General features: G+C 65.2%; 24 protein-coding genes. 6 read left to right on the plus strand and 18 right to left on the minus strand.

Annotated elements, in window-relative coordinates; all coding sequences use genetic code 11:
- Positions 1-3: 3 nt before the first annotated feature.
- Together I6F17_RS29705 and hemA are read right to left on the minus strand one after the other, a co-directional pair.
- Positions 4-3,513, minus strand: coding sequence for a hybrid sensor histidine kinase/response regulator (locus I6F17_RS29705; protein ID WP_036040237.1), 3,510 nt, complete (start codon positions 3,511-3,513; stop codon positions 4-6).
- 183 nt (positions 3,514-3,696) lie between these two features.
- Entirely contained in the window at positions 3,697-4,926 is a 1,230-nt protein-coding gene (gene hemA / locus I6F17_RS29710) for a 5-aminolevulinate synthase (protein WP_225126874.1), read from the minus strand.
- Positions 4,927-5,201: 275 nt separating this feature from the next.
- Here hemA and aroQ point away from each other — a divergent pair, with 275 nt between their 5' ends.
- A complete protein-coding gene (gene aroQ, locus I6F17_RS29715) occupies positions 5,202-5,633 on the plus strand; it encodes a type II 3-dehydroquinate dehydratase (RefSeq protein WP_036040241.1) in 432 nt (143 codons plus the stop codon).
- Between the two features lie 121 nt (positions 5,634-5,754).
- Here aroQ and I6F17_RS29720 read toward each other — a convergent pair whose 3' ends face one another.
- The 4 genes from I6F17_RS29720 to I6F17_RS29735 all read right to left on the minus strand — a co-directional run bounded on the left by I6F17_RS29720 (position 5,755) and on the right by I6F17_RS29735 (position 10,542).
- On the minus strand, positions 5,755-6,816 hold the full coding sequence (locus I6F17_RS29720; RefSeq protein ID WP_128265932.1) for an MBL fold metallo-hydrolase: 1,062 nt from the start codon (positions 6,814-6,816) through the stop codon (positions 5,755-5,757).
- A gap of 137 nt (positions 6,817-6,953) precedes the next feature.
- Entirely contained in the window at positions 6,954-9,110 is a 2,157-nt protein-coding gene (locus tag I6F17_RS29725; protein ID WP_225126876.1) for a methyl-accepting chemotaxis protein, read from the minus strand.
- Between the two features lie 161 nt (positions 9,111-9,271).
- Positions 9,272-9,997 carry an outer membrane protein gene (locus tag I6F17_RS29730; protein WP_225126877.1) on the minus strand — a complete coding sequence of 242 codons (726 nt, stop codon included), beginning with the start codon at positions 9,995-9,997 and terminating at the stop codon, positions 9,272-9,274.
- 224 nt (positions 9,998-10,221) lie between these two features.
- The gene (locus I6F17_RS29735; RefSeq protein WP_035996689.1) at positions 10,222-10,542 is read right to left on the minus strand and encodes a hypothetical protein; all 321 of its coding nucleotides are present in this window, start codon (positions 10,540-10,542) and stop codon (positions 10,222-10,224) included.
- Positions 10,543-10,731: 189 nt separating this feature from the next.
- Here I6F17_RS29735 and I6F17_RS29740 point away from each other — a divergent pair, with 189 nt between their 5' ends.
- Positions 10,732-11,016 carry a hypothetical protein gene (locus tag I6F17_RS29740; RefSeq protein ID WP_225126880.1) on the plus strand — a complete coding sequence of 95 codons (285 nt, stop codon included), beginning with the start codon at positions 10,732-10,734 and terminating at the stop codon, positions 11,014-11,016.
- Positions 11,017-11,048: 32 nt separating this feature from the next.
- On the opposite strand, the gene I6F17_RS29745 is transcribed toward I6F17_RS29740, so the two are convergent.
- The 8 genes from I6F17_RS29745 to I6F17_RS29780 form a co-directional block, all read right to left on the minus strand.
- Positions 11,049-11,990, minus strand: a complete 942-nt coding sequence (locus I6F17_RS29745) for an AEC family transporter (RefSeq protein WP_225113016.1) — start codon at positions 11,988-11,990, stop codon at positions 11,049-11,051.
- Between the two features lie 105 nt (positions 11,991-12,095).
- A complete protein-coding gene (locus I6F17_RS29750; protein WP_035996696.1) occupies positions 12,096-12,305 on the minus strand; it encodes a hypothetical protein in 210 nt (69 codons plus the stop codon).
- Positions 12,302-12,478, minus strand: a complete 177-nt coding sequence (locus I6F17_RS29755; RefSeq protein WP_192893053.1) for a hypothetical protein — start codon at positions 12,476-12,478, stop codon at positions 12,302-12,304. Before I6F17_RS29755 ends, I6F17_RS29750 begins: the two co-directional genes overlap by 4 nt.
- 366 nt (positions 12,479-12,844) lie before the next feature.
- Positions 12,845-14,464, minus strand: coding sequence for an ABC transporter ATP-binding protein (locus I6F17_RS29760; protein WP_225126882.1), 1,620 nt, complete (start codon positions 14,462-14,464; stop codon positions 12,845-12,847).
- Between the two features lie 2 nt (positions 14,465-14,466).
- Positions 14,467-15,306, minus strand: coding sequence for an ABC transporter permease (locus tag I6F17_RS29765; RefSeq protein ID WP_036040253.1), 840 nt, complete (start codon positions 15,304-15,306; stop codon positions 14,467-14,469).
- The gene (locus I6F17_RS29770; protein WP_225126884.1) at positions 15,303-16,274 is read right to left on the minus strand and encodes an ABC transporter permease; all 972 of its coding nucleotides are present in this window, start codon (positions 16,272-16,274) and stop codon (positions 15,303-15,305) included. Before I6F17_RS29770 ends, I6F17_RS29765 begins: the two co-directional genes overlap by 4 nt.
- Positions 16,275-16,474: 200 nt before the next feature.
- Entirely contained in the window at positions 16,475-18,025 is a 1,551-nt protein-coding gene (locus tag I6F17_RS29775; protein ID WP_225126885.1) for an ABC transporter substrate-binding protein, read from the minus strand.
- A 301-nt stretch (positions 18,026-18,326) separates the two neighbouring features.
- Positions 18,327-18,638, minus strand: coding sequence for a hypothetical protein (locus I6F17_RS29780; RefSeq protein WP_036040257.1), 312 nt, complete (start codon positions 18,636-18,638; stop codon positions 18,327-18,329).
- Positions 18,639-18,818: 180 nt separating this feature from the next.
- Here I6F17_RS29780 and irr point away from each other — a divergent pair, with 180 nt between their 5' ends.
- Entirely contained in the window at positions 18,819-19,304 is a 486-nt protein-coding gene (irr, locus tag I6F17_RS29785; protein ID WP_036040259.1) for a Fur family transcriptional regulator Irr, read from the plus strand.
- Between the two features lie 29 nt (positions 19,305-19,333).
- On the opposite strand, the gene I6F17_RS29790 is transcribed toward irr, so the two are convergent.
- Complete coding sequence (locus tag I6F17_RS29790; RefSeq protein WP_225126887.1) at positions 19,334-20,881, minus strand: winged helix-turn-helix domain-containing tetratricopeptide repeat protein; 1,548 nt, start codon at positions 20,879-20,881, stop codon at positions 19,334-19,336.
- 133 nt (positions 20,882-21,014) lie between these two features.
- Here I6F17_RS29790 and mddA point away from each other — a divergent pair, with 133 nt between their 5' ends.
- Together mddA and I6F17_RS29800 are read left to right on the plus strand one after the other, a co-directional pair.
- Positions 21,015-21,803 (plus strand): methanethiol S-methyltransferase, encoded by a 789-nt coding sequence (mddA, locus tag I6F17_RS29795; protein ID WP_225126890.1) that lies wholly within the window; start codon positions 21,015-21,017, stop codon positions 21,801-21,803.
- Between the two features lie 88 nt (positions 21,804-21,891).
- The gene (locus I6F17_RS29800; RefSeq protein ID WP_036040263.1) at positions 21,892-22,314 is read left to right on the plus strand and encodes a GFA family protein; all 423 of its coding nucleotides are present in this window, start codon (positions 21,892-21,894) and stop codon (positions 22,312-22,314) included.
- 80 nt (positions 22,315-22,394) lie between these two features.
- Here I6F17_RS29800 and I6F17_RS29805 read toward each other — a convergent pair whose 3' ends face one another.
- A complete protein-coding gene (locus tag I6F17_RS29805) occupies positions 22,395-22,619 on the minus strand; it encodes a hypothetical protein (RefSeq protein WP_225126900.1) in 225 nt (74 codons plus the stop codon).
- A 234-nt stretch (positions 22,620-22,853) separates the two neighbouring features.
- Here I6F17_RS29805 and I6F17_RS29810 point away from each other — a divergent pair, with 234 nt between their 5' ends.
- A complete protein-coding gene (locus I6F17_RS29810; RefSeq protein ID WP_035996722.1) occupies positions 22,854-23,138 on the plus strand; it encodes a hypothetical protein in 285 nt (94 codons plus the stop codon).
- A gap of 135 nt (positions 23,139-23,273) precedes the next feature.
- Here the strand turns inward: I6F17_RS29810 and I6F17_RS29815 are convergent, their stop codons facing one another.
- Both I6F17_RS29815 and I6F17_RS29820 read right to left on the minus strand, forming a co-directional pair.
- Positions 23,274-25,220: an ATP-binding protein gene (locus I6F17_RS29815; RefSeq protein ID WP_225126909.1), complete on the minus strand. Its 1,947-nt coding sequence runs from the start codon at positions 25,218-25,220 to the stop codon at positions 23,274-23,276.
- Positions 25,217-25,900 (minus strand): response regulator transcription factor, encoded by a 684-nt coding sequence (locus I6F17_RS29820; protein WP_193760694.1) that lies wholly within the window; start codon positions 25,898-25,900, stop codon positions 25,217-25,219. Before I6F17_RS29820 ends, I6F17_RS29815 begins: the two co-directional genes overlap by 4 nt.
- Positions 25,901-25,905: the final 5 nt, after the last annotated feature.

Consider the following 25,905-nt stretch of genomic DNA (forward strand, 5'->3'; position numbering starts at 1 on the left):
AGGCTACTCCGCCGCCACCATTTGCTGCGTGCGCCACTGCCCGAGCAGAGCACGCAGCGAAGCCGGCTTCACCGGCTTGTTGAGCACCGCGATCTTCTCGTCACGCGCGGCGACCTGCACGGCGGGGCTGCGGTCGGCCGTGATCAGGATCGCAGGGATGGTATCGCCGAAACGGCGGCGGATCTCCCGGATGGCGGCGATGCCGTTGCCGCGATCGAGGTGATAGTCGACCAGAAGGCCGGTGACGCGGCGGCCGGCGGCTTCGATCGCAGCGATCGCGCCTTCGGGATCGGCGACCGCGATCACCTCGGCATCCCAGGCCTTGAGCAGCGTGCGCATGCCGTCGAGGATCGCCGCATCGTTCTCGATGCAGACGATCAGCGCGCCCGAGATCGGTGTGCGCGCCAGCGGCGTCGCGCTGGTCACGGCCGCGGTGTGGGTGACCGCCTTCGCTGTCGGCACGGTCACCGAGAACACCGAGCCGCCGCTTCGGTTGCCGTCGATCGCGATGCCGTGCTTGAGCACGCGGGCCAGGCGTTCCACGATCGAGAGGCCGAGGCCCAGACCGCGCGCGATCCGTGCCCCCTGCTCCAGGCGATGGAATTCCTTGAAGATCTCGCCGCGCTTGACCGCGGGGATACCGACGCCGGTGTCGTAGACGCAGATCTTGAGCGAGGCGCCGCGGCGGCGGCAGCCGACCAGCACGCGGCCGCGCGGGGTATACTTGATCGCGTTCGAGATCAGGTTCTGGAGCAGGCGCCGCAGCAGGAGCCGGTCCGACTCGACCGGCAGCGAGCAGGGCACGAAGGCGAGCTCCAGGCCCTTGGCGCGCGCGATCGGCGCGAACTCGATTTCCAGCGAGCGCATCAGATCGGCCATCTTGAAGCTCGAGATCGAGGTCGCCATCGCGCCGGCGTCGAGCCTGGAGATGTCGAGCAGCGCGCCGAGGATTTCCTCGATCGCCTGCAAGGATTCGTCGATGTTCTCGACCAGCCGCGTCTCCTCGCCATTGTGCTGGCGCTCGACGAGGCTCGTGACGTAGAGCCGCGCCGCGTTCAGCGGCTGCAGGATGTCGTGGCTGGCGGCGGCGAGGAAACGCGTCTTGGAGATGCTGGCGTCCTCCGCCGCGCTCTTGGCGATGGCCAGCTCGGAGTTCAGCCGCGTCAGCTCCTCGGTACGGTCGCGCACGCGCTTTTCCAGCGTCGCATTGGCGCGCTCCAGCGCTTCGGCGGCTTCGAAGGTCGGCGTGACGTCGGTGAAGGTGATGACGAAGCCCCCGCCGGGCATGCGGTTGGTGAGCACTTCGATCACCATGTGGCGTTCCGGCAGCCGCTCGAGATAAGGCTCGCTATCGGTGGTGTAGGCCGCAAGGCGCCGTTCCAGCAGGGCCTCGCGCTCGAGCGGATCGTTCGGATCGCCGAGGCCGATGAACTCCAGGATCTCGCGCAAGGGCGTGCCGAACTGGATCAAATGCAGCGGCACATTGAGGAGGTCGCCGAACTGGCGGTTGGAGCAGATCAGTTGCAGATCGGCGTCGAACACGGCGATGCCCTGGCGCACATGGTTGAGCGCGGTCTGCAGGATCTCGCGGTTGAAATGCAGCGCGGCGTGCGAATCGTCGAGCAGCTTCAGCGCGGCCTTGGCGGAGACCGTCCGCTTGCGCAGCAGCAGCGACATCACGAGGCGGGAGGAGGCCGCGCCGATCGAGGAGGCAATCAGATGCTCGGCGTGTTGCAGCAGCTCGAAATCGGCGGGCGCGCCGGGCTCCAGCCGCACGTTGCGCCGCGCCGAGAAGGCCTCGAAGGAGTGCCGTGCGCGGTCGGGCCCGAGATATTGCGCCACCGTGGTCTGGATGTCCTGCACGGTGACGGTGCTGCGCCAGCGGCGGAAGCTCGGGGAGATCGGTGCGAGCGTATTGGGCACGAACAGATCGGCTTGCAGCAGCTCGATGGAGGATGGCCGGCGTGCCAGCGACAGCAGCACATAGGTCAGGATGTTGAGGGACAGCGACCAGATCACGCCGTGCATCAGGGGCGGCAGGTCGGCGCCGAACAGTGCCTGCGGCCGCAGCGCCTCGATGCCGAACGGGCCATGCTGCAGCAGCAGGATGCCTGAAGTCGAGGAATCCATGAAGCTCGGCATGAACAGCGTGTAGAGCCACACCACAAACCCGACCAGCATGCCGCCGATCGCCCCGCGCGCGGTCGCGCGCCGCCAGAGCAGGCCGCCGAAGAAGCTCGGGGCGAGCTGGGCGATGGCGGCAAAGGAGAGCAGGCCGATCGCCGCGAGTTGGGTGCTGCCGAGCGCGCGATAGTAGAAATAGGCCATCACCATGATGGCGAAGATCGCGAGCCGGCGCGAGCGCAGCAGGAAGTTGCTGAAATCGGCCCCGCCGGCGCGCCCCTCCGGCCGACGTTTCAGCACCAGCGGCACCACGAGGTCGTTCGAGACCATGATGGAGAGCGCGACGCATTCGACGATCACCATGGCGGTCGCCGCCGACAGCCCGCCGACGAAGACGGCGACGCTGAGCAGGTTCGCGCCGCTCTCGATCGGCAGGGCCAGCACGTACATATCAGGGTCGGCCGTGCCGAACGGGAAGGTCACGAGGCCGGCGAGCGCGATCGGGATCACGAACAGGTTGATGGCGACGAGGTAGAGCGGAAACAGCCAGCGCGCGCGGCCGACCTCGGCATCCGAGGAATTCTCCACCACGCTGACGTGAAACTGGCGCGGCAGCAGCATGATCGCGCACAGCGACAGCAACGTCATGGTCAGGAAGTTGCCGATCGACGGCGAATAATTGATGGCGCGCACCGCTTCCGGCGTCCTCATCGCGCGCTCGATCAATTCATGCGGCGAGAACATCCAGAAGGTGACGAAGATGCCGGCGGCGAGGAAGGCGACCAGCTTGATGATGGACTCGGTCGCGATTGCCAGCATCAGGCCGTGCTGGTGCTCGGTCGCGTCGGTCTGTCGCGTGCCGAACAGCACAGCAAAGGCCGCCATCGTCAGCGTCACCATCAGCGCCATGTCGCCGAGGATCGGGATGTGCGAGAAGGCCTGGTCTTCGCTCAGGATTGTGCCCAGCGAGGAAGCCACCGCCTTGAGCTGGAGCGCGATATAGGGCACCGAGCCGATGATCGCGATTGCGGCGACGGTCGCCGCCACCGCCTGGCTCTTGCCGTAGCGGGCCCCGATGAAATCGGCGATCGAGGTGATGTTGTGGGCTTTCGCCAGCTGGATCACGCGTCGGAGCACCCCGGCCCCCAACCCGATCATCAGGATCGGGCCGACATAGATCGCGAGGAAATCGGTCGAGGTGCGGGTCGCGAAGCCGACCGACCCGAAGAAGGTCCAGGACGTGCAGTAGATCGCCAGCGACAGCGGATAGATCAGCCCGGAGGCGCGGCCGCGACCGGCCGGCGAGCGGCGGTCGCCGTGGCTCGCCACCAGGAACAGGAAGCCGATATAGCCGAAGGCGGCGGCGATCACGCCCCAATCGTGCAGCATGGGTCGGGGGCTCTCTCCCTGGGCGCCGGCGGCGCCCGAGCTCATTCTCCTTGCAAACCTAGCGCGTTGAGCGGACGCAAGCGACAGCGAAATGCCGGGTGGCGGCAGGAACTGCAGGCGTCGTTAAGCGGTGGGGCGAGCTGTCCGCCCGCTCTTGCCCTCCAGGGGAAGGGTAAGAGAGGCCTACTCCGCGGCCAGCGACTTCGCGCGCAGCGGCAGGCCGAGGTGGTCCCACACTTGCAGCAGCGCTTCGGCGAGCTGATCGATCAGGCCGTCGTCGTGATAGGGCGAGGGCGTGATGCGCAGGCGCTCGGTGCGCTTGGCGACGGTCGGATAGTTGATCGGCTGGATGTAGATCCCGTGCTGTTCGAGCAGCAGGTCGGAGGCCTGCTTGCACTTCTCGGGATCGCCGACGAACAGCGGTACGATGTGTGTGTCGCTCGACATCACCGGCAGGCCGGCGGCATTGAGGATCGCCTTGACGCGGGCGGCACGGTCCTGGTGGCGCTCGCGCTCCCAGCTCGACGTCTTCAGGTGCCTGATCGCGGCGGTCGCGGCCGAGCAGACCGCCGGCGGCAGCGCGGTGGTGAAGATGAAGCCCGGCGCATAGGAGCGCACGGCGTCGATGATCTGGCCGTTGGCGGCGATGTAGCCGCCGAGACAGCCGAACGCCTTGGCCAGCGTGCCCTCGAGAATGTCGATGCGATGCATCACGCCGTCGCGCTCGGCGATGCCGCCGCCGCGCGGGCCGTACATGCCGACGGCGTGGACTTCGTCGACATAGGTCATCGCGCCATATTTCTCGGCGAGATCGCAGATCCTCGCGAGCGGCGCGACATCGCCGTCCATGGAATAGAGACTCTCGCAGACGATCAGCTTCGGCCGATCGGGACCGGCCGCTTTCAACAGCTCTTCGAGATGCGCAACGTCGTTGTGGCGGAACACGATCCGCTCGCAGCCGGACTGGCGGATGCCCTCGATCATCGAATTGTGGTTGAGCTCGTCGGATAGGATCAGGCAGTTCGGAATGAGCTTTGCGATGGTCGGGATGCCGGTCTGGTTCGAGACATAGCCCGAGGTGAACAGCAGCGCGGCTTCCTTGCCGTGGAGATCGGCGAGCTCGGCTTCGAGCTGCACCAGCGGATGATGCGTGCCGGCGATGTTGCGGGTGCCGCCGGCGCCGGTGCCGACGCGCGTGGCGGTCTCGACCATGGCGCCGACCACCTTCGGATGCTGGCCCATGCCGAGATAGTCGTTGGAGCACCAGATCACGACGTCGCGCTTGCCCTTGGGCGAGTGCCAGACCGCATGCGGGAACCGGCCGGCCGTGCGTTCGAGGTCGGCGAACACGCGATAACGCCGCTCGGTGTGGAGACGATCGAGGGCGGAATCGAAGAATTGGGCGTAATCCATCGGCAAACCTGCAACGGAACCTGACCAAGGGGACGCGTCTACTTAGAGCTTTTCCAGCTCCAATGTCTATGCGCTATCCCACATTTGGATCTGTGGGGCATTTGGGCAAAATGCCCTATCCGGCGCGCCTCAGTTTGATCCCGATCAATCCTGCGCGACATATAATGCTGCTCTGCACCATCTGGCGGGGCGAGCGTTCAACCCCAGCCTATGGTCTTCCGTCGCGGCCCGGCGCGCGCTTTCCTTCCCAACCAGGCTCTCGAAAGGACCCTTCCATGAAGCGCGTGATGATCCTCAACGGCCCCAACCTCAACATGCTCGGCATCCGCGAGCCGCACATCTACGGCACGACGACGCTCGCGGAGGTCAACGCGAGCTGCGAGGACGCGGCCGCCAGGCTCGGCCTCAAGCTCGCCTTCCACCAGTCCAACCACGAGGGCGTGCTGGTCGATCTGATCCAGTCGGCGCGGCAGGACGCCGACGCCATCGTGATCAATCCGGCCGGTCTCTCCTTCACCTCGGTCTCGATCATGGACGCGATCAAGACGTTCGAGGGCCCGGTGCTGGAGGTGCACATCTCCAACATCCACGCCCGTGACGAATATCACCGGCATTCCAAGATCTCGTTCGTGGCGACCGGCGTGATCTGCGGGCTCGGGCCGTTCGGCTACATCGCGGCGCTGCACGCGATCGCGAACATGAAGTGAGGTGATTGTGCTGGTCGTTCCACAAACTCGTCATGCCCGGGCTTGTCCCGGGCATCCACGAACTTGTTTTCGCGCGGAAGAACGTGGATGGCCGGGACAAGCCCGGCCATGACGACAGAACTCACGTCGTCCGAAACTGCAGCACGCCGTCCTGCGTCTCGGGCGTGAGGCGGCCCTCGACGATCATGTAGTTGACGTGGGCGACGAGCTCGCCGGCGGCAAAGCCCATCTGGTGCTCGTCCAGCACGTGCTTGTTGAATACGACGGGCACCAAGGCGCGCGAGGTTTGCGGCACCTCACGGCAGGCTTCCGCGATCAATCGGCAGCGCTCTTCGTGGTGGTCGGCGAGCTGCTTGATGCGGGTCTTCAATCCGTAGAACGGCACGCCATGGCCGGGCAGCACCAGCACGTCATAGGGCAGCGTCGTGGTCAGGCTGGCGAGCGAGGCCAGATATTCGCCGAGCGAGTTCTGGTCGGGCTCGACCGCCCAGACGCTGACATTCGGCGAGATCTTGCTCAGTACCTGGTCGGCGGAGAGGAACAGCTTGTCGTCGGCGCAATACAGCATCACCTGGTCGAGGGCGTGGCCGCCGCCGGTGATGACCTTGAAGCGGCGCGTGCCGATCACGACGTCGTCGCCATGCGAGATGCGGCGATAGGACGGCGGCAGCACCGAGACGCGCTTCAGATAGTCCTGGCCGCGGCCGAGCAGCTTTTCGGTGAGCGACTCGTCCATGCCGTGGCGGCGGAAGAACAGCCGCTGCGCCTCGCGCCGCTCCTCGGTGCCGCGGTTCTGGTGATAGACCGATTGCAGATATTCGACCTGCGACATCACCAGCGGGCAGCCGAACCGCTCGACGATCCAACCGGCGAGACCGACATGATCCGGGTGGGAGTGGGTGACGATCAGGCGCGTGATGTTGACGCCTTTCAGCGGTCCATCGAACAGCTTCGTCCAGGCCTCGATCGTCTCCTCGTTGCCGAAGCCGGCATCGATCATCGCATAGCCGTCGCCATCGGCGAGCAGGTAGATGTTCACGTGGTTGAGGCGGAACGGCAGCTTCAGCCGCGCCCACAACACGCCGGGCCGCACCTCGACCACCTGTTCGGGGCCGGGATGCTGTTCCCAGGGGTAGCGCAGGGCCTCGGCCGAGGACTGCGGGGTGTCGGTTTTCGAGCTCATGCTATCGGCTTAAACCCAGCGCGCGCGGGGCGCCAGCCGAAAAAGGATGCTGGGCGGCGACAGCATGGCGGTCATACCGAGGCAGTTTTCCGTAGCCCGGATTGCGCTACGCTCCATCCAGGCTACAGGACAGGGCCTTACGCCGCCCGCATGTCGTTGAGGAAGGCGTCGATCTCCCCGCGCAGCATATCGGCCTCGCGGCGCAGGGCGTCCGAGGCGCCCAGCACCTCGGTGGCCGCAGCGCCCGCTTCGGCGGACGCGGTGGAGACGCCGACGATGTTGCTGGAGACCTCGCTGGTGCCGCCGGCGGCATGCTGGATGTTGCGGGCGATTTCGCGCGTGGCGGCGCCCTGCTCCTCGACCGCTGCTGCGATCGTCGTGGTGACGTCGTTGATCTCGCCGATGATCCGGCCGATGCCCTGGATGGCGCCGACCGCGGAGGTCGTGACTGACTGCATGCTGGCGATCTGGGTGCGGATCTCGTCGGTCGCCTTGGCGGTCTGGCTGGCCAGGCTCTTCACCTCGGAGGCAACCACCGCGAAGCCGCGGCCGGCCTCGCCGGCGCGCGCCGCCTCGATGGTGGCGTTGAGCGCGAGCAGATTGGTCTGCGAGGCGATGGTCTGGATCAGGTCGACGACGACGCTGATGCGGCTCGCGCTGTCGGCAAGGCTCTGCACCGTGGCGTCGGTCGCTCCCGCTTCGTCGACCGCCTTTTTGGCGATCTCGGCGGAGGTCACGACCTGACGGCTGATCTCCTGGATCGAGGAGGATAGCTGCTCGGTGCCGGCCGAGACGGTCTGCACGTTGACCGACGTCTCCTCCGCGGCGGAGGCGACCGCGTTGACCAGCGCGTTGGACTGGTCGGCGGTGTTCGACATGCTCTGCGCGGTCGATTGCATCGAATTGGCCGATTGGGCCAGATTGTCGAGCGCGGAGCGCACCGTGCTTTCGAACTGGGCGATCTTCGCCTCCATGCGCGCGGCGCGCTCGGCCTTGGCGATACGGTCCTTGTCCTGCTCGCTGGTCAGCGCGCGGGTCTCGATCATGCTCTCCCGGAACACCTGCAGCGTGTTCGCCATGACGGAGATTTCGTCGTTGTGGTTCTTCGAGCGGTAGATCTCGGTTTCGAGATCGCCGTTCGCGAGCAACTGCATCGACTGATGCAAGGCGCCGATCCGGCGCAGGATGTTGCGGCCGACATAGAGCCAGACGAACAGCGCCGAGCCGACCAGCATCAACGCGCCCATCGCCAGCATGACCGACGTCGCGAGCGAAATCTCCTGCCGTGCCTGGAAGGTCGAGGTGTTGGTCTCCTTCTGCACGCCATCGACGAGCTGCTGCACGCTGATGCCGAGGCCGACGTTGAGCTTGCGGGTCTCGTCCAGGATGGTCTGGCCGTAGTCGACGGAGTCGAGCTCCTTCTCGCGCAGATTGAACACGCCGGTCTTTCCGGTGCCGAGCGCAAGCAGCTTTTCCGCCGTCTCGCGCAGCATCTTGTTGCCCTGGTTGTCCGGCAACAGATCGAGGTTCGACCGCAGGCGCCCCTGCGCCGTCTTGAATTCCTTCTGGATGTCATCGAGCTTGTCGCTGGTGTTCGCCGACAGCGCCGCGCTCATGTTGGCGGCCGCGAGATTGCCGCTGGCGACGACGTTGCCGAGCTGACCGACGGTCTGCGCGGCGTCGGTTGCATCCGCGGCGGACAGGTCGGCTGAACCGAGAATGGCATTGACGCGGGTCTGCGCGTCCAGCATCGCCGGGCTCGCTGCGCCGACGAACGCGCCCTGCGCGGTGCGAAGGGCGTCATATTGCTTGTCGTGGAGGGCTGCGATGTCGAGCCGTTCGCGGGCGGCCTTGGCCAGGCTCTGAGCCGCCTCGTTGATGCTCTTCATCGTCTCGCTGAGCCCGGAGACGACGCTCTTGTCGCCGCCGAGCTCGATGATCTCGTTGAGCTTCTGCTGCGTCTGCTCCTGTAATTCCCTGAGTTTCTTGGTGCGCTCGTTCAGAGCGTCCTCGCTCTGCGCCGCAAGCAGCGCCGGTCCCTGCGCCGCCAGGCTCGCACTCAGCGCCGACAATTGCAGGCTGGCGGAAAGGCGCGGAATGTCCCGTCCGCTCAGTTCGGTGATGCGTCCGCCGAGATTCTGCAACGCGAGGCCGGCGCCGGCCGCGATCACCAGGCCCATGCCCGCGATGACCGCAAACGCCGCGAACAGGCTGCCGCGCACGCCCCATTTGGGCATTTTGAAACGCGGACGGAAACGGCCAAGGAAGCGGCCAAGGCCCAAACGGATCGGCATCGAAATTCCCCCAATGTTCTTCTATTTGTGGCTGCAGTATCGGCAGCACCGGTTAAGGAATCGCAATGAGCCCAATCGGTTGACGTTGTTCCGCAGAGCGAAAAAAAGAGGGGCCGGCAACGAGGCCGGCCCCCTCATCTTGATAAGGTCGTGGTAACCGATCAGTAGCGCGCCATGGCCGGGCTTGCCCAGTTGAAGCGGTAGTTGACGCCCGCCTTGAAGGTATGGTCGTCGGTGGTGAAGGCGCCGGTGCCGGCGAGCGGACCGGCGGTGAAGCTCGCGTCGCCGAAATTGTAATACTGGTACTCGGCCTTGGCCGACCAATTCGGGGCGAACATGTATTCGAGGCCGGCGCCGACGGTGTAGCCGTTGCGATGATCGCCGGTGATGACGAAGGCGGTCGGCACGCCGCCGACGGTGACCTTCTCGTTGTTGTCCGAATAGGCGTAGCCGCCCTTCACATAGACCAGGCCCGGACCCCAGGTGTAGCCGACGCGGCCGGTGATCGAGCCGAGGCCGCGCTGGTCGTTGGTGTAGGCGATGCCGCCAGGGAACACCGCGCCGACGCTGCCGGAGAGCCAGGAATACTGGCCCTCGACGCCGACCACGAAGTTCGGGTGGAACTGCCAGGCCCCGCCGACCTGCACGCCGCCGAGGAAGCGGCCGTTGCCATTGTTGCCGGTGGAGAGGCCATTGAAATTGTTGTCGCTGGAGAACGCGCCGCCGACATGGGCGCCGAGATAGAAGCCTGTCCAATTGTAGATCGGCGCGGCGTAGGCCGGCGCGGGCGTCTTGTAATAATTGCGGTTGCCGAGATCGGCGCCGACGGCCGGCGGAGCCGCGCCCACCACGAGCAGCGCCACGGTCGCAAATAGAATCTTCTTCATCGTCTTGAACTCCAACACGTAAGGTCCCCGGCAGGCGCGTTTTCTGCGCCGCATTGGTTTTGCAGATAGCTCGCTTTTGACGAAAATGCTGTCACATGCATGGCACAGCGGTAGCCAAGCCAACTTATTGGGCGGCAATCGGTTTTCGTGCTTAATGGCGGCTTAAGGAGTGGTGAAGGAAGGCTTAACTTGGCGCCTCTCGGGTAACTTGCGCGGGCATCCTGTTAACCAAGGCGGCGGCGCGCCTCGTCGCGCATCTGCGCGCGAAAGGCGGCGCGCTTTGCCGGCCTGTCTTCCTCACGCACATCGTGTCGATCGAAGATGTCGAACTTCTCCAGGATCGGATAGCGCTCGCTCGCCATCGCGAGCACGCGCAGTATCCTGGTCCCCTCCGGCGTCGGGCCGCTGACCTCCCAGCGCCGGATGGTGTCGGCGCCGCCTCTCTCCGGCAGTCCGCAAAGCTTGGCCATGTCGGCCGCGCTGAGCTTGCGCTCGAGGGCATCGGAGAGGTCGTTGCGAAGCTGCTTCAGTTCGGCGCCGGTCATGCTTGCGTCCAGGGAAGTCACTGAAAGCAATGCACTAGCGCTGATTCGGGTCCATCCGAAGACGGTGTGAGTCCGCCGCGCTCCGGCACCTTCGTCCGCACACGGAGTTATGAAGGGAGAACCCATGGAAATTTGCCGATGCATGAACACTTGCCATATCGGGGCGCGCAACGGGTGAAGGGATCAGCCATGAAAACCATCAGACTCGCCATTTCCGCGCTGATCACGACGGGACTGCTTGCCGCACCATTCGCAGCTGAGGCGAAGAAGGTCCGGTCCAGCCGGCAATACAGCACTGGTGTGGTGGCTCCGACCTATGGCGGAGCCGGAGCGCCGGCCGCGCAACCGAGGGCGGCCTACGGATCGTCGGGACAGACGATTGGCACTGTCACCGCCCCGTCGATCGGATCATACAATTGGCCCTCGGTCGGCGTGACCAACTCGGCTCCCACCTGGAGCAACACCACGAGATAGAGGGCTCCGGCAAGGTGGAGGCCACTGGCGGATCAACGCATGCCGCTCGCCAATCCCGAGAGCAGATAAAGCGCGATGAGCAATGTCGCGACCGACAGCATCGTCGTGATCGAGACCGTGGCCGCAACCAGCTTCTCCTCGACCTTGTGTTCATGTGCGAGGACGTAGACGGTTTTCGCCGTCGGCACGGCCGCGCAGATGACCGCCGCAACCGTGTAGAGAGGGGTGAGGCCGATCACGACGCAAAGCCCGTAGACGATGAGCGGCATGACCACCAGTTTCACCGCGGCGAGCGCAAACGACGCTTTCAGGTTGGACCGCAAGCCCTCGATGGACAGGCCGAGCCCGATGGCGAACAGCGCGCACGGCGTGAGCGCGGCAGCGATCATGTTGAGATAGGCCGCGACCGGTGCCGGAATCGGCAATCCCGTCACCGCCCAGGTGAGGCCGATGAACGTCGACAGCACCATGGGATTGAGCAGAATCTGCTTTGCCAGTCCCATAGAGCGCACGGAGGCCCCGCGTGCATCGCGCTTTTCCAGCAGGATCACCGTGATCGGAAACATCACTGCGGCCACGAACACCGTCGCGACGGCCGCGGGCAGGACGGCGGGTTGGCCGTAGATCGCATGCAGGATCGGCAGCGCAACGAACCCGGTGTTGGTCATCGCCGCCGCCATCCCGTGAATGGTGCTGCTGGCGAGGTCGTGTTTGCCGCCTGCGCGGACCGGCACGAACACGAGCGCGAAGCAGATCAGCGAGCCGCCGCCGAAGGCGAGCAGAAAGCGCCACTCCAGGAGATTGCGCGCCGGCTCCTGGGCGATCGTGACAATCAACAGCGCCGGCATCGCCACGTTGTAGGCGAAATGCACCAGGGCATCGGCCAGCGCGCGCGAGAGATAGCCGAGCTCGCCGGCGAGCCAGCCGGTGACGATGATCGCGAAGACCGGAAGAACGAGGCTGGCGACTTCCATCCGGCGTCCCCCTCATTTTCGAACAGGGAGGGTAGACCGGCAATGGACTGGCGTCACTCCGTGATTTGTGGGCCGCCCTAATTTGTCGGAGGAGAATCCGCCTCGCTAGATTCCCCGGCGCCCCTGGTCTCCGATCACGCAGCGCCAGGCCGCCAGGCGCTCGGCCGGATGCTGGTTCATCCATTCGGCAAGCTGCGGCGCGCCCATCAGGCAGGCCTGCACCGAGATTTGCGCAAAGTCCGACGTGGTGACGATCTGCTCGTGACAATTGGAGGGAGACGCGAGGCTGCAAAGCACGGCGATGATCTTGATCACGATACGTTACCTCCGTCGCGGCCGATGAACGGGCGACGGATCGCCGGCTTTCCCTGGCCCTCGTCCGTCGGATCGACCGGCGGGAAGATGCTGTCGTAGATCGCCCGCGCTTCCTGGATGAGACGCGTTCGCTCGCGCTCGGACTTCGAGACAAATCGAATAACTTCGCCCATGTTGGCTCCGAGTATCAGTGTGAGTCCGTCATGAGATGACGTCGATCATTCAAACGTCGTCTATGGTCATGCCCTTAGCTTTGAAGCGGCCGGTCCGGTCACGACCGGATAAAAAGCGCGTGACCGGGCTGCGCAGTTCCCAGCATCCCGGTGCGTCTTGCTTGCTGGGTTCTTGAGCTGCCATCACATCACGTTCGTTGTACGGCGCCAGCCGCGACGAGCGACTCTGGCGTCAACTCACCCCCTGCCGACATGAGCAAGGATGGTCTCACGAAAGCAAATGCCGCTGAATCGAATATGTTTCGCCTCGCTCGGCGTGCAAGTTTTTGGAACCATCACGGAAATCGATGAACAAGGACGAGCGCCTCAGGCCGCCGGCGCGTGCTCCTTCCGTCCGGGCACGGCTGCGAGCAATTCGCGCGTATAGGCGTGCTCGGGCGCGGCGAACAGTTGCGCCGTCGGCTTCAGCTCGACGATAGCGCCGCGCTGCATCACCGCGATGCGGTCGCAGATCTGGGCCGCGACGCGCAGATCGTGGGTGATGAACAGCATCGACAGGCCGAGGCGCGCCTTGAGATCTTCCAGCAACTTCAACACCTGCGCCTGCACCGAGACATCGAGCGCGGAGACGGCCTCGTCCGCGACGATGATCTCCGGCTCGAGCGCGAGCGCGCGGGCAATGCCGATACGCTGGCGCTGGCCGCCGGAGAATTCGTGCGGATAGCGTTCGAGCGCGCCGGCGTCCAGGCCCACCATCTTGAGGAGATCGCGGGCGCGGTCGAACGCCACCTTTGGATCGGTCCCGGCTGCGATCGGCCCGTCGGCGATGATGTGGCCGATCTTGCGGCGCGGATTGAGCGAGGCGAACGGATCCTGGAAGATCATCTGGATGCGATGGCGCTCGCCGCGCAGCGCCTTGCCGGAAAGCGACGTCAGGTCAGTGTCGCCGATCCGCACCGTGCCGCGGTCGGCTTCGATCAGTCGCATCACCAGGCGCGCTACCGACGACTTGCCCGAGCCGGATTCACCGACGAGGCCGAGCGTCTCGCCCTTGAGGATGTTGAAGTTGACCGCGCGCGCCGCATCGACGCGGCGGGCCTGGCGGAACCAGCCGCCCGACGTGACGTAGGTCTTGTCCAGCCCGATCACCTCGACGGCCTTGGCCCGATCGTCCAATGGCTCTCGCGGCGGCGGATCCATCGAGGGCACGGCGGCAAGCAATGCCTTGGTATAGTCGTGCTGCGGCTCGTTGAAGATGGCCGTGGCGGGACCTTCCTCGACGACCTTGCCGTGGCGGAGCACCACGACCTGGTCGGCGATGTCGGCGACCACGCCGAAATCATGCGTGATGAACATCACCGCCATGTTGCGGCTCTGCTGGAGGTTGCGGATCAGCTTCAGGATCTGGGCCTGCGTGGTGACGTCGAGCGCGGTGGTCGGCTCGTCCGCGACCAGCACCGCGGGCTCGAGAGCGAGCGCCATCGCGATCATGGCGCGCTGGCGTTGGCCGCCGGAGAGCTGGTGCGGATAGGCGCGCACGATGCGCTCAGGGTCGGGCAGGCCGACTTCGCTTGCCAGCGCCAGCGCCTTGGCCCGCCGCTCCTTCGGCGTGAGCAGGCCGTGCGCTTCGAACATCTCCGCCATCTGGTCGCCGATCCGCATCAACGGATTGAGCGCGGTCATCGGCTCCTGGAAGATCATCGCCAGCCGACGGCCGCGCAGATCGCGCCAGCCGTCGTCAGCGAGCTTGAGCAGGTCCCGGCCCTCGAACTGGATTTCACCAGAGGTGACCGAGACCGTATCCGGCAAAAGGCCCATCAGCGCATGCGCGCACATCGACTTGCCGGAGCCGGACTCGCCGACGACGCAGACGATCTTGCCGGGCTGCAGATCGAGCGAGACACCGTCGACCGCGAAGGGGCGCTCGGCGCCCTTGGGCAGCGCGATCCGCAAGTTCCTGATGGAGACGGCGGCCGGGGCGGTCATCGTCAGCGGCCCTCCCGCGACAGGCGCGGATTGAGCGCATCGTTGAGGCCTTCGCCGATCAGGTTCAGCCCGAGCACCGAGATCAGGATGGCGATGCCGGGAAACACGGTGATCCACCAGGCCTGCCGGATCACGGTGCGGCCGGCGCCGACCATGTAGCCCCAGGAGATCAGATTGGGATCGCCGAGGCCGAGGAAGGACAGCGAGGATTCAAGCAGGATCGCGGTCGCCACCATCAACGAGGCCAGCACGATCACGGGCGACAACGCGTTGGGCAGGATCTCGCGCAGGATGATCCAGCTGTTGCTTTGGCCGGTGACCACGGCGGCCTGGACATACTCGCGGGTACGCAGCGAGAGCACCTCGCCGCGCACGAGGCGAGCAACCGGCGGCCAGCTCACCACCGCGATCGAGGCGACGATCGAATAGATCGAGGGCTGCAGGATGGCGACCAGCACGATCGCGAGCGCGAAGCTCGGAATGGTCTGGAAGAACTCGGTGAAGCGCATCAGGGCGTCGTCGACCTTGCCGCCGAAATAACCGGCCATGGCACCGATCGGCACGCCCACGATCAGCGCCGCCAGCGTAGAGACGAGACCGACCAGAAGCGAGACGCGCGCGCCGAAGATCATGCCGGCGAAGATGTCGCGGCCGAGCGCGTCGGTGCCGAGCGGCACGGTCGAGAGCGTGAACGGCGGCAGGAACGGCCGCTGCACCATGCGCCAGGGCGAGTTCGGGAACAGCATCGGTCCGAACACCGCGACAGAGATTGCAACCAGGAGGATGACGAGCCCGATGACGCCGCTCGGGCTCTTCAGCATCGATTTCCAGAACTGTTTCATGCGGCGTATTCGATCCGCGGATCGACCAGGCGATAGACGAGGTCGGTGATGAGGTTGAAGGTGAGGACCATGGCGGAGCAGATCACGAACACGCCGAGCAGCAGATTGTAGTCCCGCTGCAGCAGTGCGTCGTACATCAGCCGCCCGATGCCGGGCCAGGCGAATACGGTCTCTGTGATGACGGCGCCGCCGATCAGCGTGCCGGAATGCACGCCGGCGAGCGTCACCACCGGCAGCAGCGCGTTGCGCAGCACGTGGCGGCGCTGGATCACGGCGTCGGAGAGCCCCTTGGCGCGCGCCGTCTTGACGAAGTCGAGGCGTTTCACCTCCAGCATCGAGGCGCGCGTCATGCGGGTGTAGGTCGCCATGAAGAACAGGCCGAGCGTCATCGCCGGCATGATCAGGTGCTTTGCGACGTCGACCGCATGGGCAAGGCCGGTGAGGTTGGCCCCGACCGTCTCGTAACCGAAGCTCGGCAGCCAATCCATCGTGACCGAGAACAGGAGGATGCCCATCAGCGCCACCCAGAAGATCGGCATGGCATAGAAGATCAGCGCGAACACGGTGATGGCTGTGTCGGCAAACGTTCCGGCAAAGCGCGCGGCGAAGGTGCCGAACAGGATGCCGAGCGTGAGCGAGATCGCGAAGGCGGTCAGCGTCAACAACAGCGTCGCCGGCAGCCGCTCGCCAATTAGTTTTGCGACCGGAGCCTGCTGGCGGAAGGAAAAGCCGAGGTCGAGGCTGACGACGCCCTTGACGTAGATGAAGAGCTGCTCGGGCAGCGGCTTGTCGAGCCCGAACTTCTCCCGGAGCTGCTTGACGAAGACCTGATCGCTGGCCCCGGCCTCGCCCGCCATCACGATCGCGGGATCGCCGGGCGCCAGGCGGATCAGGAAGAAATTGAGAACGACGATCGCGAGCAGGACGATCACGCCCTTTAGGACGCGCTGAGCAACGAAGGAGAGCATCTAGTGAGTCATATTGGTGATGTGACCTGGCGCCACGGAGACAGAGTGACTCCCTCGCCCCGCTTGCGAGAAGAGGGTTGGGGTGAGGGGGACTCTCCGCGAGCGTATCAGCAGTTGGACTCGTGGAGACTCCCCCTCACCCGAATGTGCGCTATACGCACATTCGACCTCTCCCCGCAGGCGGGGAGAGGTAAGAGGCTTCACTTGTCGAGCCATGCGTCCTTGAAGCCGTCATTGACCCCGATCCCCGTGGTGATCAGGTTCTTGACCTTGCAGCGCATGATGGTCGGAAATTGCAGCTCGAGCATCCAGGCCACCGGCACGTCCTCGACCAGGATCTTCTGCGCCTTCTCGTAGATCTCCTTGCGCTTGGAATCCGGCGTTGCAACCGCGCCCTCGGCGAACAGCTTGTCGATCTCCGGGTTGGAATAGCCCTCGACATTGTTGAACATCTGGCCCTTGGCGATGTTGCTGGAGATGTAGTTGCGCCCCACTCCGAGCGCGGGGTCGCCGTACTGGTAGAGATAGGTGAAGGCGATATCGTAATCCCACTCGGCGATCTTCTGGTTGCCGCCGGCGACATCGGTGGCGATCGTCTCGATGGTCATGCCGACATCCTGGAGGTTCTGCTTGACGGCTTCACCCCAGCGCTGCCAGGTCTCGCCATAGGCTAGCGGCAGCAGGCGGATCTTCTCGCCCTTGTAGCCGGCTTCCTTCAGCAGTGCCTTGGCCTTGGCCGGATCGTAGGGGTATTTCTTCACGTCATCGGTATAGAACCTGATGGTCGAGGCCGACGGGCCGGTGGCGACCTTGCCGAGCCCGTTCCAGATCACGTCCTTGGCGAAGTCGCGGTCGACCGCATACATGATCGCCTGCCGCACCCGCTTGTCGGCGAGCGGACCCTGCCGGTTGTTCAGCCACAGCCAGGCCAGCGGCGAGAAGAACTCCCAGCCGGCGCCGGTGACGCAGGTGTCCTTCAGCTTGGATAGCCGCGGCACGTCGAAATTCTCGACCGAGCCGCCGGGCAGCACGTCGACCTTGCCTGTCTCGTAAGCCACCGAGCGCGCGGCGGCGTCGGGGATGATCTGCCAGTAGATCTCGTCGAGATGGGGCTTGCCCTTTTCGTGGTAGTTCGGATTCTTGACCAGGCGGATGAACGAGCCCTTCTGCCATTCCTTGAACATGAATGGGCCGGTGCCGATGGGTGCGTTGTTGTAGGGGTTGGTCTTCCAATCGGTGCCTGCATAGAGATGCTTCGGCACCATCGGCATCGAGCCGACCTCGAAGATGCCGAGGAACGGGCCGAACGGCTGCTTCAGCGTGAAGACCACCGTATGATCGTCCGGCGTCTCGACCTTGTCGACCTGCGCCAAATTGGTGCGGGCGCGCGCATGGGTCTGCTTCAGCATCTCGATCGAGAACAGCACGTCGGCGGCGGTGAAGGGCTTGCCGTCGTGCCAGGTCACGCCCTTCTTCAGCTTGAAGATGTAGGTCTTGGCGTCCTCGCTGACGCTCCAGCTCTCGGCGAGCTCCGGCAGGGGATCGAGCTTGGGGCTGTAGCGCAAGAGGCCTTCGAAGATGTTGCCCGAGACCATCTGGGTCGGGCCGTTCTGGACCTGCGCAAGCATCAGGCCGGGCGGCTCGGGCTGAATCACGGCATTGATCACACCCCCCGTCTTCGGCTCTTGCGCCAGCGCAGGGGCCGCAAGGCCGCAAGCCAGGAGGAGACCAAGCAACACTCGTTTTGGCATGTCGTAATCTTTCTCAAGCGAGACCAGCCGGAAACGCTTCGCACGCGCCCTTGCGCGCAAAGCGACGGTCGGTCCATCCCAGTCCCCATCCGCCATCGAGGCTCACACAGTCCCGTTCGGCGCGGCAAGATGAAAGTCGCGACAGTGCTCGCACAAAAAATGTACAGCTCGTCCTGTTTCTCCGCCTGTGCGACGGCACGGTAGATCGGCCAGCTCCGAGGGATCAGGCGGCCTTCAGAAGTGATGAGAGCATGCCGGGGCAGTGCACAAGTCCGCGCCTGCGACCAAAAGCATCAGCCCGTCATTTTGCGCCGAGCGCCCGCTGCAATTCGTCGAGCGCCTCTGCAAGCTGCTCGCGGTGCGCGATGTCGTCCTTGGGCAGCGCGGCGACGCTGCGGGCGAGCTCCCGCAGGATGCCGGCCAGCAGGCCGAAGTTGATGTGCAGATGCACCGATTTGCGTTCATCGGCCGCACCAGGATGTTGCAGCACCAGCGCAATGCCGCTGCCGTCGAGCTTCGCCTCGAAGCGGGACGAATGCTCGAAGGTGCCGACATAGAATTTGTCGGGATATTCGAGTGCGACCTCTGCCTTGTCGGGAACCGGCTTGGACATGCGAACCTCATCTATGCCCGCGCATTCTGGCCGGGAATGAGCCGGCCCGCCTTGCGCCAGGTCAGAGGCGGTCGACCCCAAACTTGATCCGGATCAAAGCCGGCCCGCCGCTTTTGCGATCGAATGGCAAGTAGCGGGACGCGGCTGCGCATCCCGTTTGCTTGAGCCGTGAGACGATGGATGGACATTCAGGCCACGACTATCCCTGCGGATGACGACGGCGGACCCGATGTCGCCGGTCTTGAGCCGTCGCCGGATGCGGGCGTGCAGCACTGCCTGCAATTGCTCGGCAATGCCGGCTTGCGCCCGACACGCCAGCGCGTGGCGCTGGGCCGATTGCTGTTCCTGGGCGGCCATCGTCACGTCACCGCAGAAAGTCTCTACGCAGAAGCGATGGCTGCGAACGCATACCTGTCGCTCGCCACCGTCTACAACACGCTGAACCAGTTCACCGAAGCCGGCCTGCTGCGGCGGATCGCGGCCGACGGCATCAAGTCGTTCTTCGACACCGACACGTCCCTGCATCCGCACTTCTATCTCGAAGGCGAGGACGTGCTGGTCGACGTGGCCGAGGGCCTCGCCTTCACCAAGATGCCCGAGGCGCTTCCCGGCCACGAGATCGCGCGGCTCGATGTCGTCGTCCATTTACGCCGGAAGCGAACCTAACGCTTGCGCTGCAGGGAGGGTAATACGCCTCACTGCAACCCGGCGCGGCGGAATCCCTCCAGATAGTGTTCGCGATCTCGCTCACTGGCCCACGGTAGCTGCGTCGCGATCCAGTGCAGCGAGATGCCCGGCTGGGTGCGGCGGAGCTCTCCGAGTGCCATTTCCGCAAGCGGGCCATCGCCGGTCATGCCGGCGGAGACGGCGAGCACGCGGTATGCGCCGGTAAGATCGCCGCGGTGGCGGATCGCCTCGCGCGCCAGCGCGATGGCCTCGCCATAGTGCCGTTCGGTGAAGCGCGCATAGGCGGCGATACCGTGATAGATCGCCAATGACGGATCGCGCGGCGACAGCCGGATCGCCTTTTGCGCAGCCTCGAACGAGTCCTTCGATCGTCCGGCATAGGACAGTGCCAGCGCGTAATAGCCCTGCGCCAGCGAGAAGTTCGGATTGAGCGCGAGCGCCTGCTCGAACTCGGACAGCGCGTCTGTTAGCCTGCGGGTCGAGAAGCAGACGCTGCCGAGCGCGGCATGTGCCCAGGCATCCTCATGGTCGCAGCGCACCGCTTTGAGCGCGGCGGCTTCCGCGGACGGCGCAACCGCGGCCAGCTCGGTCCAGCCGAGATGCACGCCGAACATGTCGTTCACGGCCAGCACCGACAACGCCTGGCCGTAATCCGGATCGATCGCGATCGCGCGCGCGAGCAGCGCCTTCGCTGCCGCGTGGTCCTGCCGGGTCACGCGCCAATAATGCGACAGCGCGCGCATCAACAGGTCCCAGGCGTCGAGGCTCGCCGGCGGCTTACGACGGCTGCGGAAATTCTCGGCGGCGTGGATCTGCGGCTCGATCGCAGCGGCGATCGCGTTGGTGATCTCGTCCTGCACGGCGAAGACGTCGACGAGCTCGCGGTCATAGCGCTCGGCCCAGAGATGACCGCCCGACACGGCGTCGTTGAGCTGCGCGGTGATGCGCACCCTTTTGTCCGCCCTGCGCACGCTGCCTTCGACGATGTAGCGGACGCCGAGCTCCTCGGCGATCTGCGTGATATGGACCGCGCGTCCCTTGTAGGTGAAGGAGGAGTTGCGGGCGATCACCATGAACCAGCGCTGCTTCGACAGCGCGGTGAGGATGTCCTCGCTGATCCCGTCGCCGAAATAGTCCTGCTCGGGATCCCCGCTCTTGTTCTCGAAGGCGAGCACCGCGATCGCCGGGCGGTCCGCCACCCGCGGGGGAGCGGGCCTGGCTTCCGTCCGCGCGAGCGATACCGCCACCTCTTCCCGGACCTCGCCGATGAAGCGAAACCCCTTGCGCGGAATGGTCTTGATCAGGCGCTGGGTCGCGCCGTCGTCGCCGAGCGCCTTGCGCGCGGCGTTGATCCGGCTGTTCAGGGCGGAATCCGAAACGACGCGGTCGTTCCAGATCTGGCTGATCAGGTCATCCTTACTGACCACACGCGCCCGTTGCGTGACCAGATAAAGCAGCAGATCGAACACTTGCGGCTGCAAAGGAACGGTTTCCCCGTCGCAAGTGAGCTCCCGAAGGTCACCGTCCAGCACGTTGTTTTCAAAGCGAAATCGCACGTTCTCGTCGTCTCAAGCAAAAATCAAAGTCGTCTCAGGCGAAAATCAATCGTCCGCGAAAGCCGCGGGACGTCCGATCCGGCATGGTGCGAAGACCAAACCGTGTCGATGCCTCGGCACAACGGAGTGTTTCATGACCCAAATTGATCATCAGGTTCATTCTCTCGGCCCGGAGGTTACGGGCTCTCGTATTTTCAGGTTCATCGCCTTTCTGTACGGAATTGCGGCGTATCTCGTGTTTTTCGTCACCATTCTCTACGCGATCGGCTTCGTCATGGGGGTGATGGTGCCCAAGACCATCGATACCGGTGCCGAAGCGCCCGTCGTTCGCGCGGTCGTCATCAATCTGCTGCTGATGTCGCTGTTCGCGGTTCAACACAGCGTGATGGCGCGCCAACAATTCAAGGCATGGTGGACGCAGTTCGTCCCCAAGCCAGTCGAGCGCTCGACCTACGTGTTGTTCGCGAGCCTGTCATTGCTGCTCCTGTTCTGGCAGTGGCGTCCGCTACCCGCGGTCATATGGGAAGTCGAGAACCCCGATCTTGCCGTGACACTGGTCACGTTGTCCTTCGCCGGCTGGGTGCTGGTGTTCACCTCGACCTTCATCATCAACCATTTCGAACTGTTCGGCCTGCATCAGGTGACGAATCATCTTGTCGGCAAGGAGATGCAGCCGCCGCGTTTCAAGACGCCGCTGCTCTACAAGTTCGTCCGCCATCCGATCTATCTCGGTTTCATCATCGCGTTCTGGGCGGCGCCGGTCATGACCTCGGGTCATCTGCTGTTCGCGGCCGTGACCACGCTCTACATCTTCGTCGGCATCGCGCTTGAGGAGAGCGATCTCGTCGATCTCTTCGGCGACGAGTACCGGCAGTACAAGCAACGCGTCTCCATGCTTATTCCCTGGCGCCGGTCAGTATAGTCTAGGCCAAGCCCCGCGCATCCAATCGAAACGGCGCGCGGGGCGCCGACGCGCGATAGCGATCCATCGGAAAAAGGGAGACGTCCAAATGAAACATGTCGGAAACTGCTTCTGCGGCGCGGTCACGGTCGAGGTCACGGGCGCGCCGGAGGCGATGGGTTACTGCCATTGCCGCTCCTGCCGCTCATGGTCGGGCGGCCCGGTCAACGCCTTCAGCCTGTGGAAGCCGGAAGCCGTGCGCATCACCGAAGGCGCTCAGAATGTCGAGACCTTCGTCAAGACGCCGCTCAGCCAGCGCAAATATTGCAGGAAGTGCGGTGGCCATCTCATGACCAACCATCCGCCGCTCGGTCTGGTCGACGTTTTCGCCGCCACCATCCCCACCCTCGCGTTCACGCCCGGCGTCCACGTCAACTATGCCGAGACCGTGCTGCCGATGCGCGATGGCCTGCCCAAGCTGAAGGATTTTCCCGCCGAGTTCGGCGGAAGCGGCGAAATGATGCAGGAATAGCGGCGCGCCTTTGGCATTTTTTCGAGAGGGCGGCAGAGCGCTGCCCTCTCTGGCTTCTTCCAAGAGAGAAGGATGAACGACTAGCCTCCGCGCGATTCGACCACCTTGCGGCAGGAATCGGACAGCTTCGACTTGTTCTCGCGCAGGCAGGCATTCATCTGCGGCGGCTTGCCGATATGCTCGGCGCAGAATTTGCTGGCGTCGCCGCGGCAGGCCATTTGCTCCTGGACAGATGGACCGGACTGCGCGGCAGCAGGCAGTGCGGCAGCTGCGAGCAGCAGCGCGGCAAGAACCAAAATCTTCATAGAGCACCTCTTTGGAATTCTCGTTGGTCCCGACCGGGATCAATCGGGCCGGACCATTCCGCAAAGGCCGGGCGCCGGTCCATGCCATGTTCATGGCAGCGGCCAGTCCTCCCGCCCGCGGTACCCCCATCTTCATGGCATGTATCCGCGCGCCGACTTTTGTCATTCAGGCTGCACCTCGGCTGCGAGACCCGGTGATTGCGTCGGGACGCCGAACGGAACCAGGAGAGCAAGATGTCGAAGAGAGCTGGAGCGCTGGGCGCAGGGCTGACGGTCATGGCGCTGGCGGGCGCGGCGATGGTGTCGCTGGGCACGAGCCCGGCGCAGGCCGTGGTCTATTGCAAGACCGTCGGCGTGCCCAAGGGCTGCGTAGTGCGGCCGACTGGCGCCGTGGTGGTGGGAGCGCCGGTCGCGCGGGCTGCCGTCGCGACCCCCGGTGTCGGCGCGCCCGGTGTCGGTGTGCGTGCCGGCACGCCGATGAATCGCGGCGGCCCGGTCAATCGCGTCGGCGTGCGCTGATATTTCCGCTTCATTGAATTGATGCATCGCTTCGGGCCAAGGGGCCTGCGGACGAACCCCCCGTCCTCCGCAGGCAATTTTACCCGGCCCGTCCCCTCTCTCCGTGCGCCCCACACGTTCGGGGAGGGGGCCCTTTCAGCCCGCGGCCATGTCGCTGTCGGGAAAACGTTGCGGCAATTTCAGCCGCACGCGCGTGCCGGAGGAATCAGACGTCAGGTCGAGCACCGCGCCGCAGCGGGCGGCGCGGCTTTTCATGTTGCGCAAGCCGCGCGCGGTCTGGCCGGCCCCCGCGGCCTCGCCATTGCCGGCCAGCGCAAAGCCCCCTCCGTCGTCAGTCACGCTGATCACGCCGTACGGCCCCTGGCCCGCGTCGAACGTGTCGATGGTTACCGCGATGCGGCGGGCCTGCGCGTGCTTGACCGCATTGGTCACGGCTTCGTCGAGAATACGCACGATCTGGACGACGTGCCATGGCCTGAGCTCGGGATGCAGCGGCAGGCCCTGCGGCGTCGCCACGCGCCAGTCGAGCGTGATGTCGTGCGGCCGCAATTGGGCCGTGGCGCGCTCGCGCCAGGAGCCGAGCGCCAGCATCAGGTCGCCGCCAATGTCGTCCATGGAATCGATGACGAGACGGAGATCCTTCAGCGCCGCGCGGGCAGCGTCGGTGATGGCCGCGCCCGCGCTGCCGCGCTCGGACAGCGCGACGATGCTCACCAGCTGGCCGCCGAGGCCGTCGTGCAGGTCTCGCATCAGGCGCGTGCGCTCGTTGGCGAGCGCCGCCGCGCGGGCGCGCTCCTCCTCGCGGGCAAAGCTCGCCTTCAGCCGCTCCTCGGCCTCCCGCACCCGCGTCACCAACTGGCCGGCAAAGCTGTCGACCTGGTTCAAGGCGCGGGCAAAGCGCCAGGTCAGCCCGGCGCCGATCGCGACCAGCATCGCCGAATAGGACAGCCGCGAGACGAAGATGCGATCGTTGCTCACGATATCGAGCACCGTGAGCATGTCCTGGACCCAGCAAACCAGCACGATGGTCACCGCGCAGCCGATCGTGAAGCTCGCCGCGTCCTGCCGTCGCACCACCGCGGTTGCGGTGACGCAGGCCATCAGGAACAGGCAGAGCCCGACGGTGGGAATGCCGAGCACCAGGAACAGGATGCGCGGTAGCGGCGGGCCCCCGATCAGCCCGACCACGAACACGAGGACGCCGGGCACGAACAGCAGGGTGCCGTAGCGCGGCCAGCGCCAGCCGAAGAACAGCACGCCGAACACGACGATCAGCGCGCTCTCGATCGGTGCGGAGGCCAGCAGCACCGCGGCCAGGTGCGATACCGTGGCCGGCGGCACCGGCGGCGGCGCGAATGCCTGCACCACGCCGAGCACCATCGCCGTCGCCAGTACGCCATAGACCGGCTCGTGACGCCGCATCAGCCACATGATCGCGAGGATGACGGCCAGGATCGCCTGCCAGGCGGAAAACACCACAGGCAGCGTGACGAACAGCAGCGTGCGTGTCTCATAGGCCGGGCGCAAGGCGGCATCCGGCCCGACATAGACGGTGTCGAGGAAGCCCTTGAGCGGGCCCCATACGAACAGCCGCACCGTGATCTCGTTTCCGCCCTCGCGCAGCAGCGACGCGGGGATGACGGCGATCTGCGGCGTGTTGCGGTCGGGCCGGTTGGCGTTGGCGTCGCGTCGGGAGTCGAGCACGACGACGCCGTTGACGGCGACCTCCACCGCGTTGCTGAAGCGCGGCAGGAACACCGACCAGCCCGAGGCCGCATCGCCGCTCCGGAACGTGAAGGTGCCGGCGTAGAATGGCGGGTCGGCCAGCGAATAGCGCGACGAGGTGAAATGCGGCAGCGTCACGGGGCGCGTCAGACCGTCCTCTCGCACCGAAAAATCGGTCACGGCGAAGTCTTCGGGATCGCTCGGCTGCAGCACCCGAATCCCCAGGATCGTGACGATCACGATCAGCACCTGAAGCAGCAGATAGGGCACGAGGCGCGAGGCGATTAGCCGGCGCCGCGGGCGTGTCGGTGCCTTCGCGGGTGCCTTCGTAGGTGCTTTGGCCGCGATCTCGCTCACAGCTTGATCAGGCCCTGCTGCACCGCCTCGAACACCGCCTCGCTGCGCGTATGCACCTCGAGCTTGCGATAGATGTTCTTGATATGCCCAGGCACGGTCTGCTTGGACAGGCCGAGATGGCTCGCGATCTCGGCATAGCTGAAGCCTTTGGCGATGCCCCACAGGATGTCGATCTCGCGCGGGGTGAGCCTTGCCGTGTTGAGCGCGGGGCCGGGCGGCGGCTCCGCCGAATTCTGCGCGGCACCTTGCGTCCTGCGCACGATGAAGCGGGCGATCGAGGCCGAGATCGGCGAATGTCCCGCGACCAGATCGCGCACCGTGGTGGCGATGTCGGTGGGGAAGGCGTCCTTGAGCAGGTAGCCGGTGGCGCCGACCGTGATCGCGGAGATCACGCTCTCCTCGTCGCCCAGCGCGGAAATCACCATGATTTCGGTGTCGGGGAAGCGCTGCCGCATCTCGCGGATCAGCTCGACGCCGTGGCCGTCGGGCAGTCGCAGGTCGGTCAGCAGCACGCGCGGCGCGCCGGCGGCGAGGGCTTGCCGCGCCTCTGCGAGCGTACCGGCGCTGCGCACCTCGTAACCGGCCTTGACCAGCGCATCCTGGAGCCGCCAGCAGGTCGGCGCATCGTCCTCGACGAGGAGGATGGTGATGGCCTCACCCGTCTCGTCCTGTTCGGTCATGATCA

Origin of the sequence: Bradyrhizobium sp. NBAIM18 (assembly GCF_020193825.1) — a bacterium.
Taxonomy (GTDB): domain Bacteria; phylum Pseudomonadota; class Alphaproteobacteria; order Rhizobiales; family Xanthobacteraceae; genus Bradyrhizobium; species Bradyrhizobium yuanmingense.

Excerpts from the sequence above, each read along its gene's own strand:
- aroQ (WP_036040241.1), top strand. The coding sequence starts at position 5,202 with ATGAAGCGCGTGATGATCCTCAACGGCCCCAACCTCAACATGCTCGGC.
- I6F17_RS29730 (WP_225126877.1), bottom strand. The coding sequence starts at position 9,997 with ATGAAGAAGATTCTATTTGCGACCGTGGCGCTGCTCGTGGTGGGCGCG.
- I6F17_RS29810 (WP_035996722.1), top strand. The coding sequence starts at position 22,854 with ATGTCGAAGAGAGCTGGAGCGCTGGGCGCAGGGCTGACGGTCATGGCG.
- I6F17_RS29745 (WP_225113016.1), bottom strand. The coding sequence starts at position 11,990 with ATGGAAGTCGCCAGCCTCGTTCTTCCGGTCTTCGCGATCATCGTCACC.
- I6F17_RS29765 (WP_036040253.1), bottom strand. The coding sequence starts at position 15,306 with ATGAAACAGTTCTGGAAATCGATGCTGAAGAGCCCGAGCGGCGTCATC.
- mddA (WP_225126890.1), top strand. The coding sequence starts at position 21,015 with ATGACCCAAATTGATCATCAGGTTCATTCTCTCGGCCCGGAGGTTACG.
- I6F17_RS29740 (WP_225126880.1), top strand. The coding sequence starts at position 10,732 with ATGAAAACCATCAGACTCGCCATTTCCGCGCTGATCACGACGGGACTG.
- I6F17_RS29805 (WP_225126900.1), bottom strand. The coding sequence starts at position 22,619 with ATGAAGATTTTGGTTCTTGCCGCGCTGCTGCTCGCAGCTGCCGCACTG.
- I6F17_RS29720 (WP_128265932.1), bottom strand. The coding sequence starts at position 6,816 with ATGAGCTCGAAAACCGACACCCCGCAGTCCTCGGCCGAGGCCCTGCGC.
- I6F17_RS29780 (WP_036040257.1), bottom strand. The coding sequence starts at position 18,638 with ATGTCCAAGCCGGTTCCCGACAAGGCAGAGGTCGCACTCGAATATCCC.
- I6F17_RS29770 (WP_225126884.1), bottom strand. The coding sequence starts at position 16,274 with ATGCTCTCCTTCGTTGCTCAGCGCGTCCTAAAGGGCGTGATCGTCCTG.
- I6F17_RS29735 (WP_035996689.1), bottom strand. The coding sequence starts at position 10,542 with ATGACCGGCGCCGAACTGAAGCAGCTTCGCAACGACCTCTCCGATGCC.
- irr (WP_036040259.1), top strand. The coding sequence starts at position 18,819 with ATGGACATTCAGGCCACGACTATCCCTGCGGATGACGACGGCGGACCC.
- I6F17_RS29820 (WP_193760694.1), bottom strand. The coding sequence starts at position 25,900 with ATGACCGAACAGGACGAGACGGGTGAGGCCATCACCATCCTCCTCGTC.
- I6F17_RS29705 (WP_036040237.1), bottom strand. The coding sequence starts at position 3,513 with ATGCTGCACGATTGGGGCGTGATCGCCGCCGCCTTCGGCTATATCGGC.
- I6F17_RS29775 (WP_225126885.1), bottom strand. The coding sequence starts at position 18,025 with ATGCCAAAACGAGTGTTGCTTGGTCTCCTCCTGGCTTGCGGCCTTGCG.
- I6F17_RS29725 (WP_225126876.1), bottom strand. The coding sequence starts at position 9,110 with ATGCCGATCCGTTTGGGCCTTGGCCGCTTCCTTGGCCGTTTCCGTCCG.
- I6F17_RS29755 (WP_192893053.1), bottom strand. The coding sequence starts at position 12,478 with ATGGGCGAAGTTATTCGATTTGTCTCGAAGTCCGAGCGCGAGCGAACG.
- I6F17_RS29760 (WP_225126882.1), bottom strand. The coding sequence starts at position 14,464 with ATGACCGCCCCGGCCGCCGTCTCCATCAGGAACTTGCGGATCGCGCTG.
- I6F17_RS29800 (WP_036040263.1), top strand. The coding sequence starts at position 21,892 with ATGAAACATGTCGGAAACTGCTTCTGCGGCGCGGTCACGGTCGAGGTC.
- hemA (WP_225126874.1), bottom strand. The coding sequence starts at position 4,926 with ATGGATTACGCCCAATTCTTCGATTCCGCCCTCGATCGTCTCCACACC.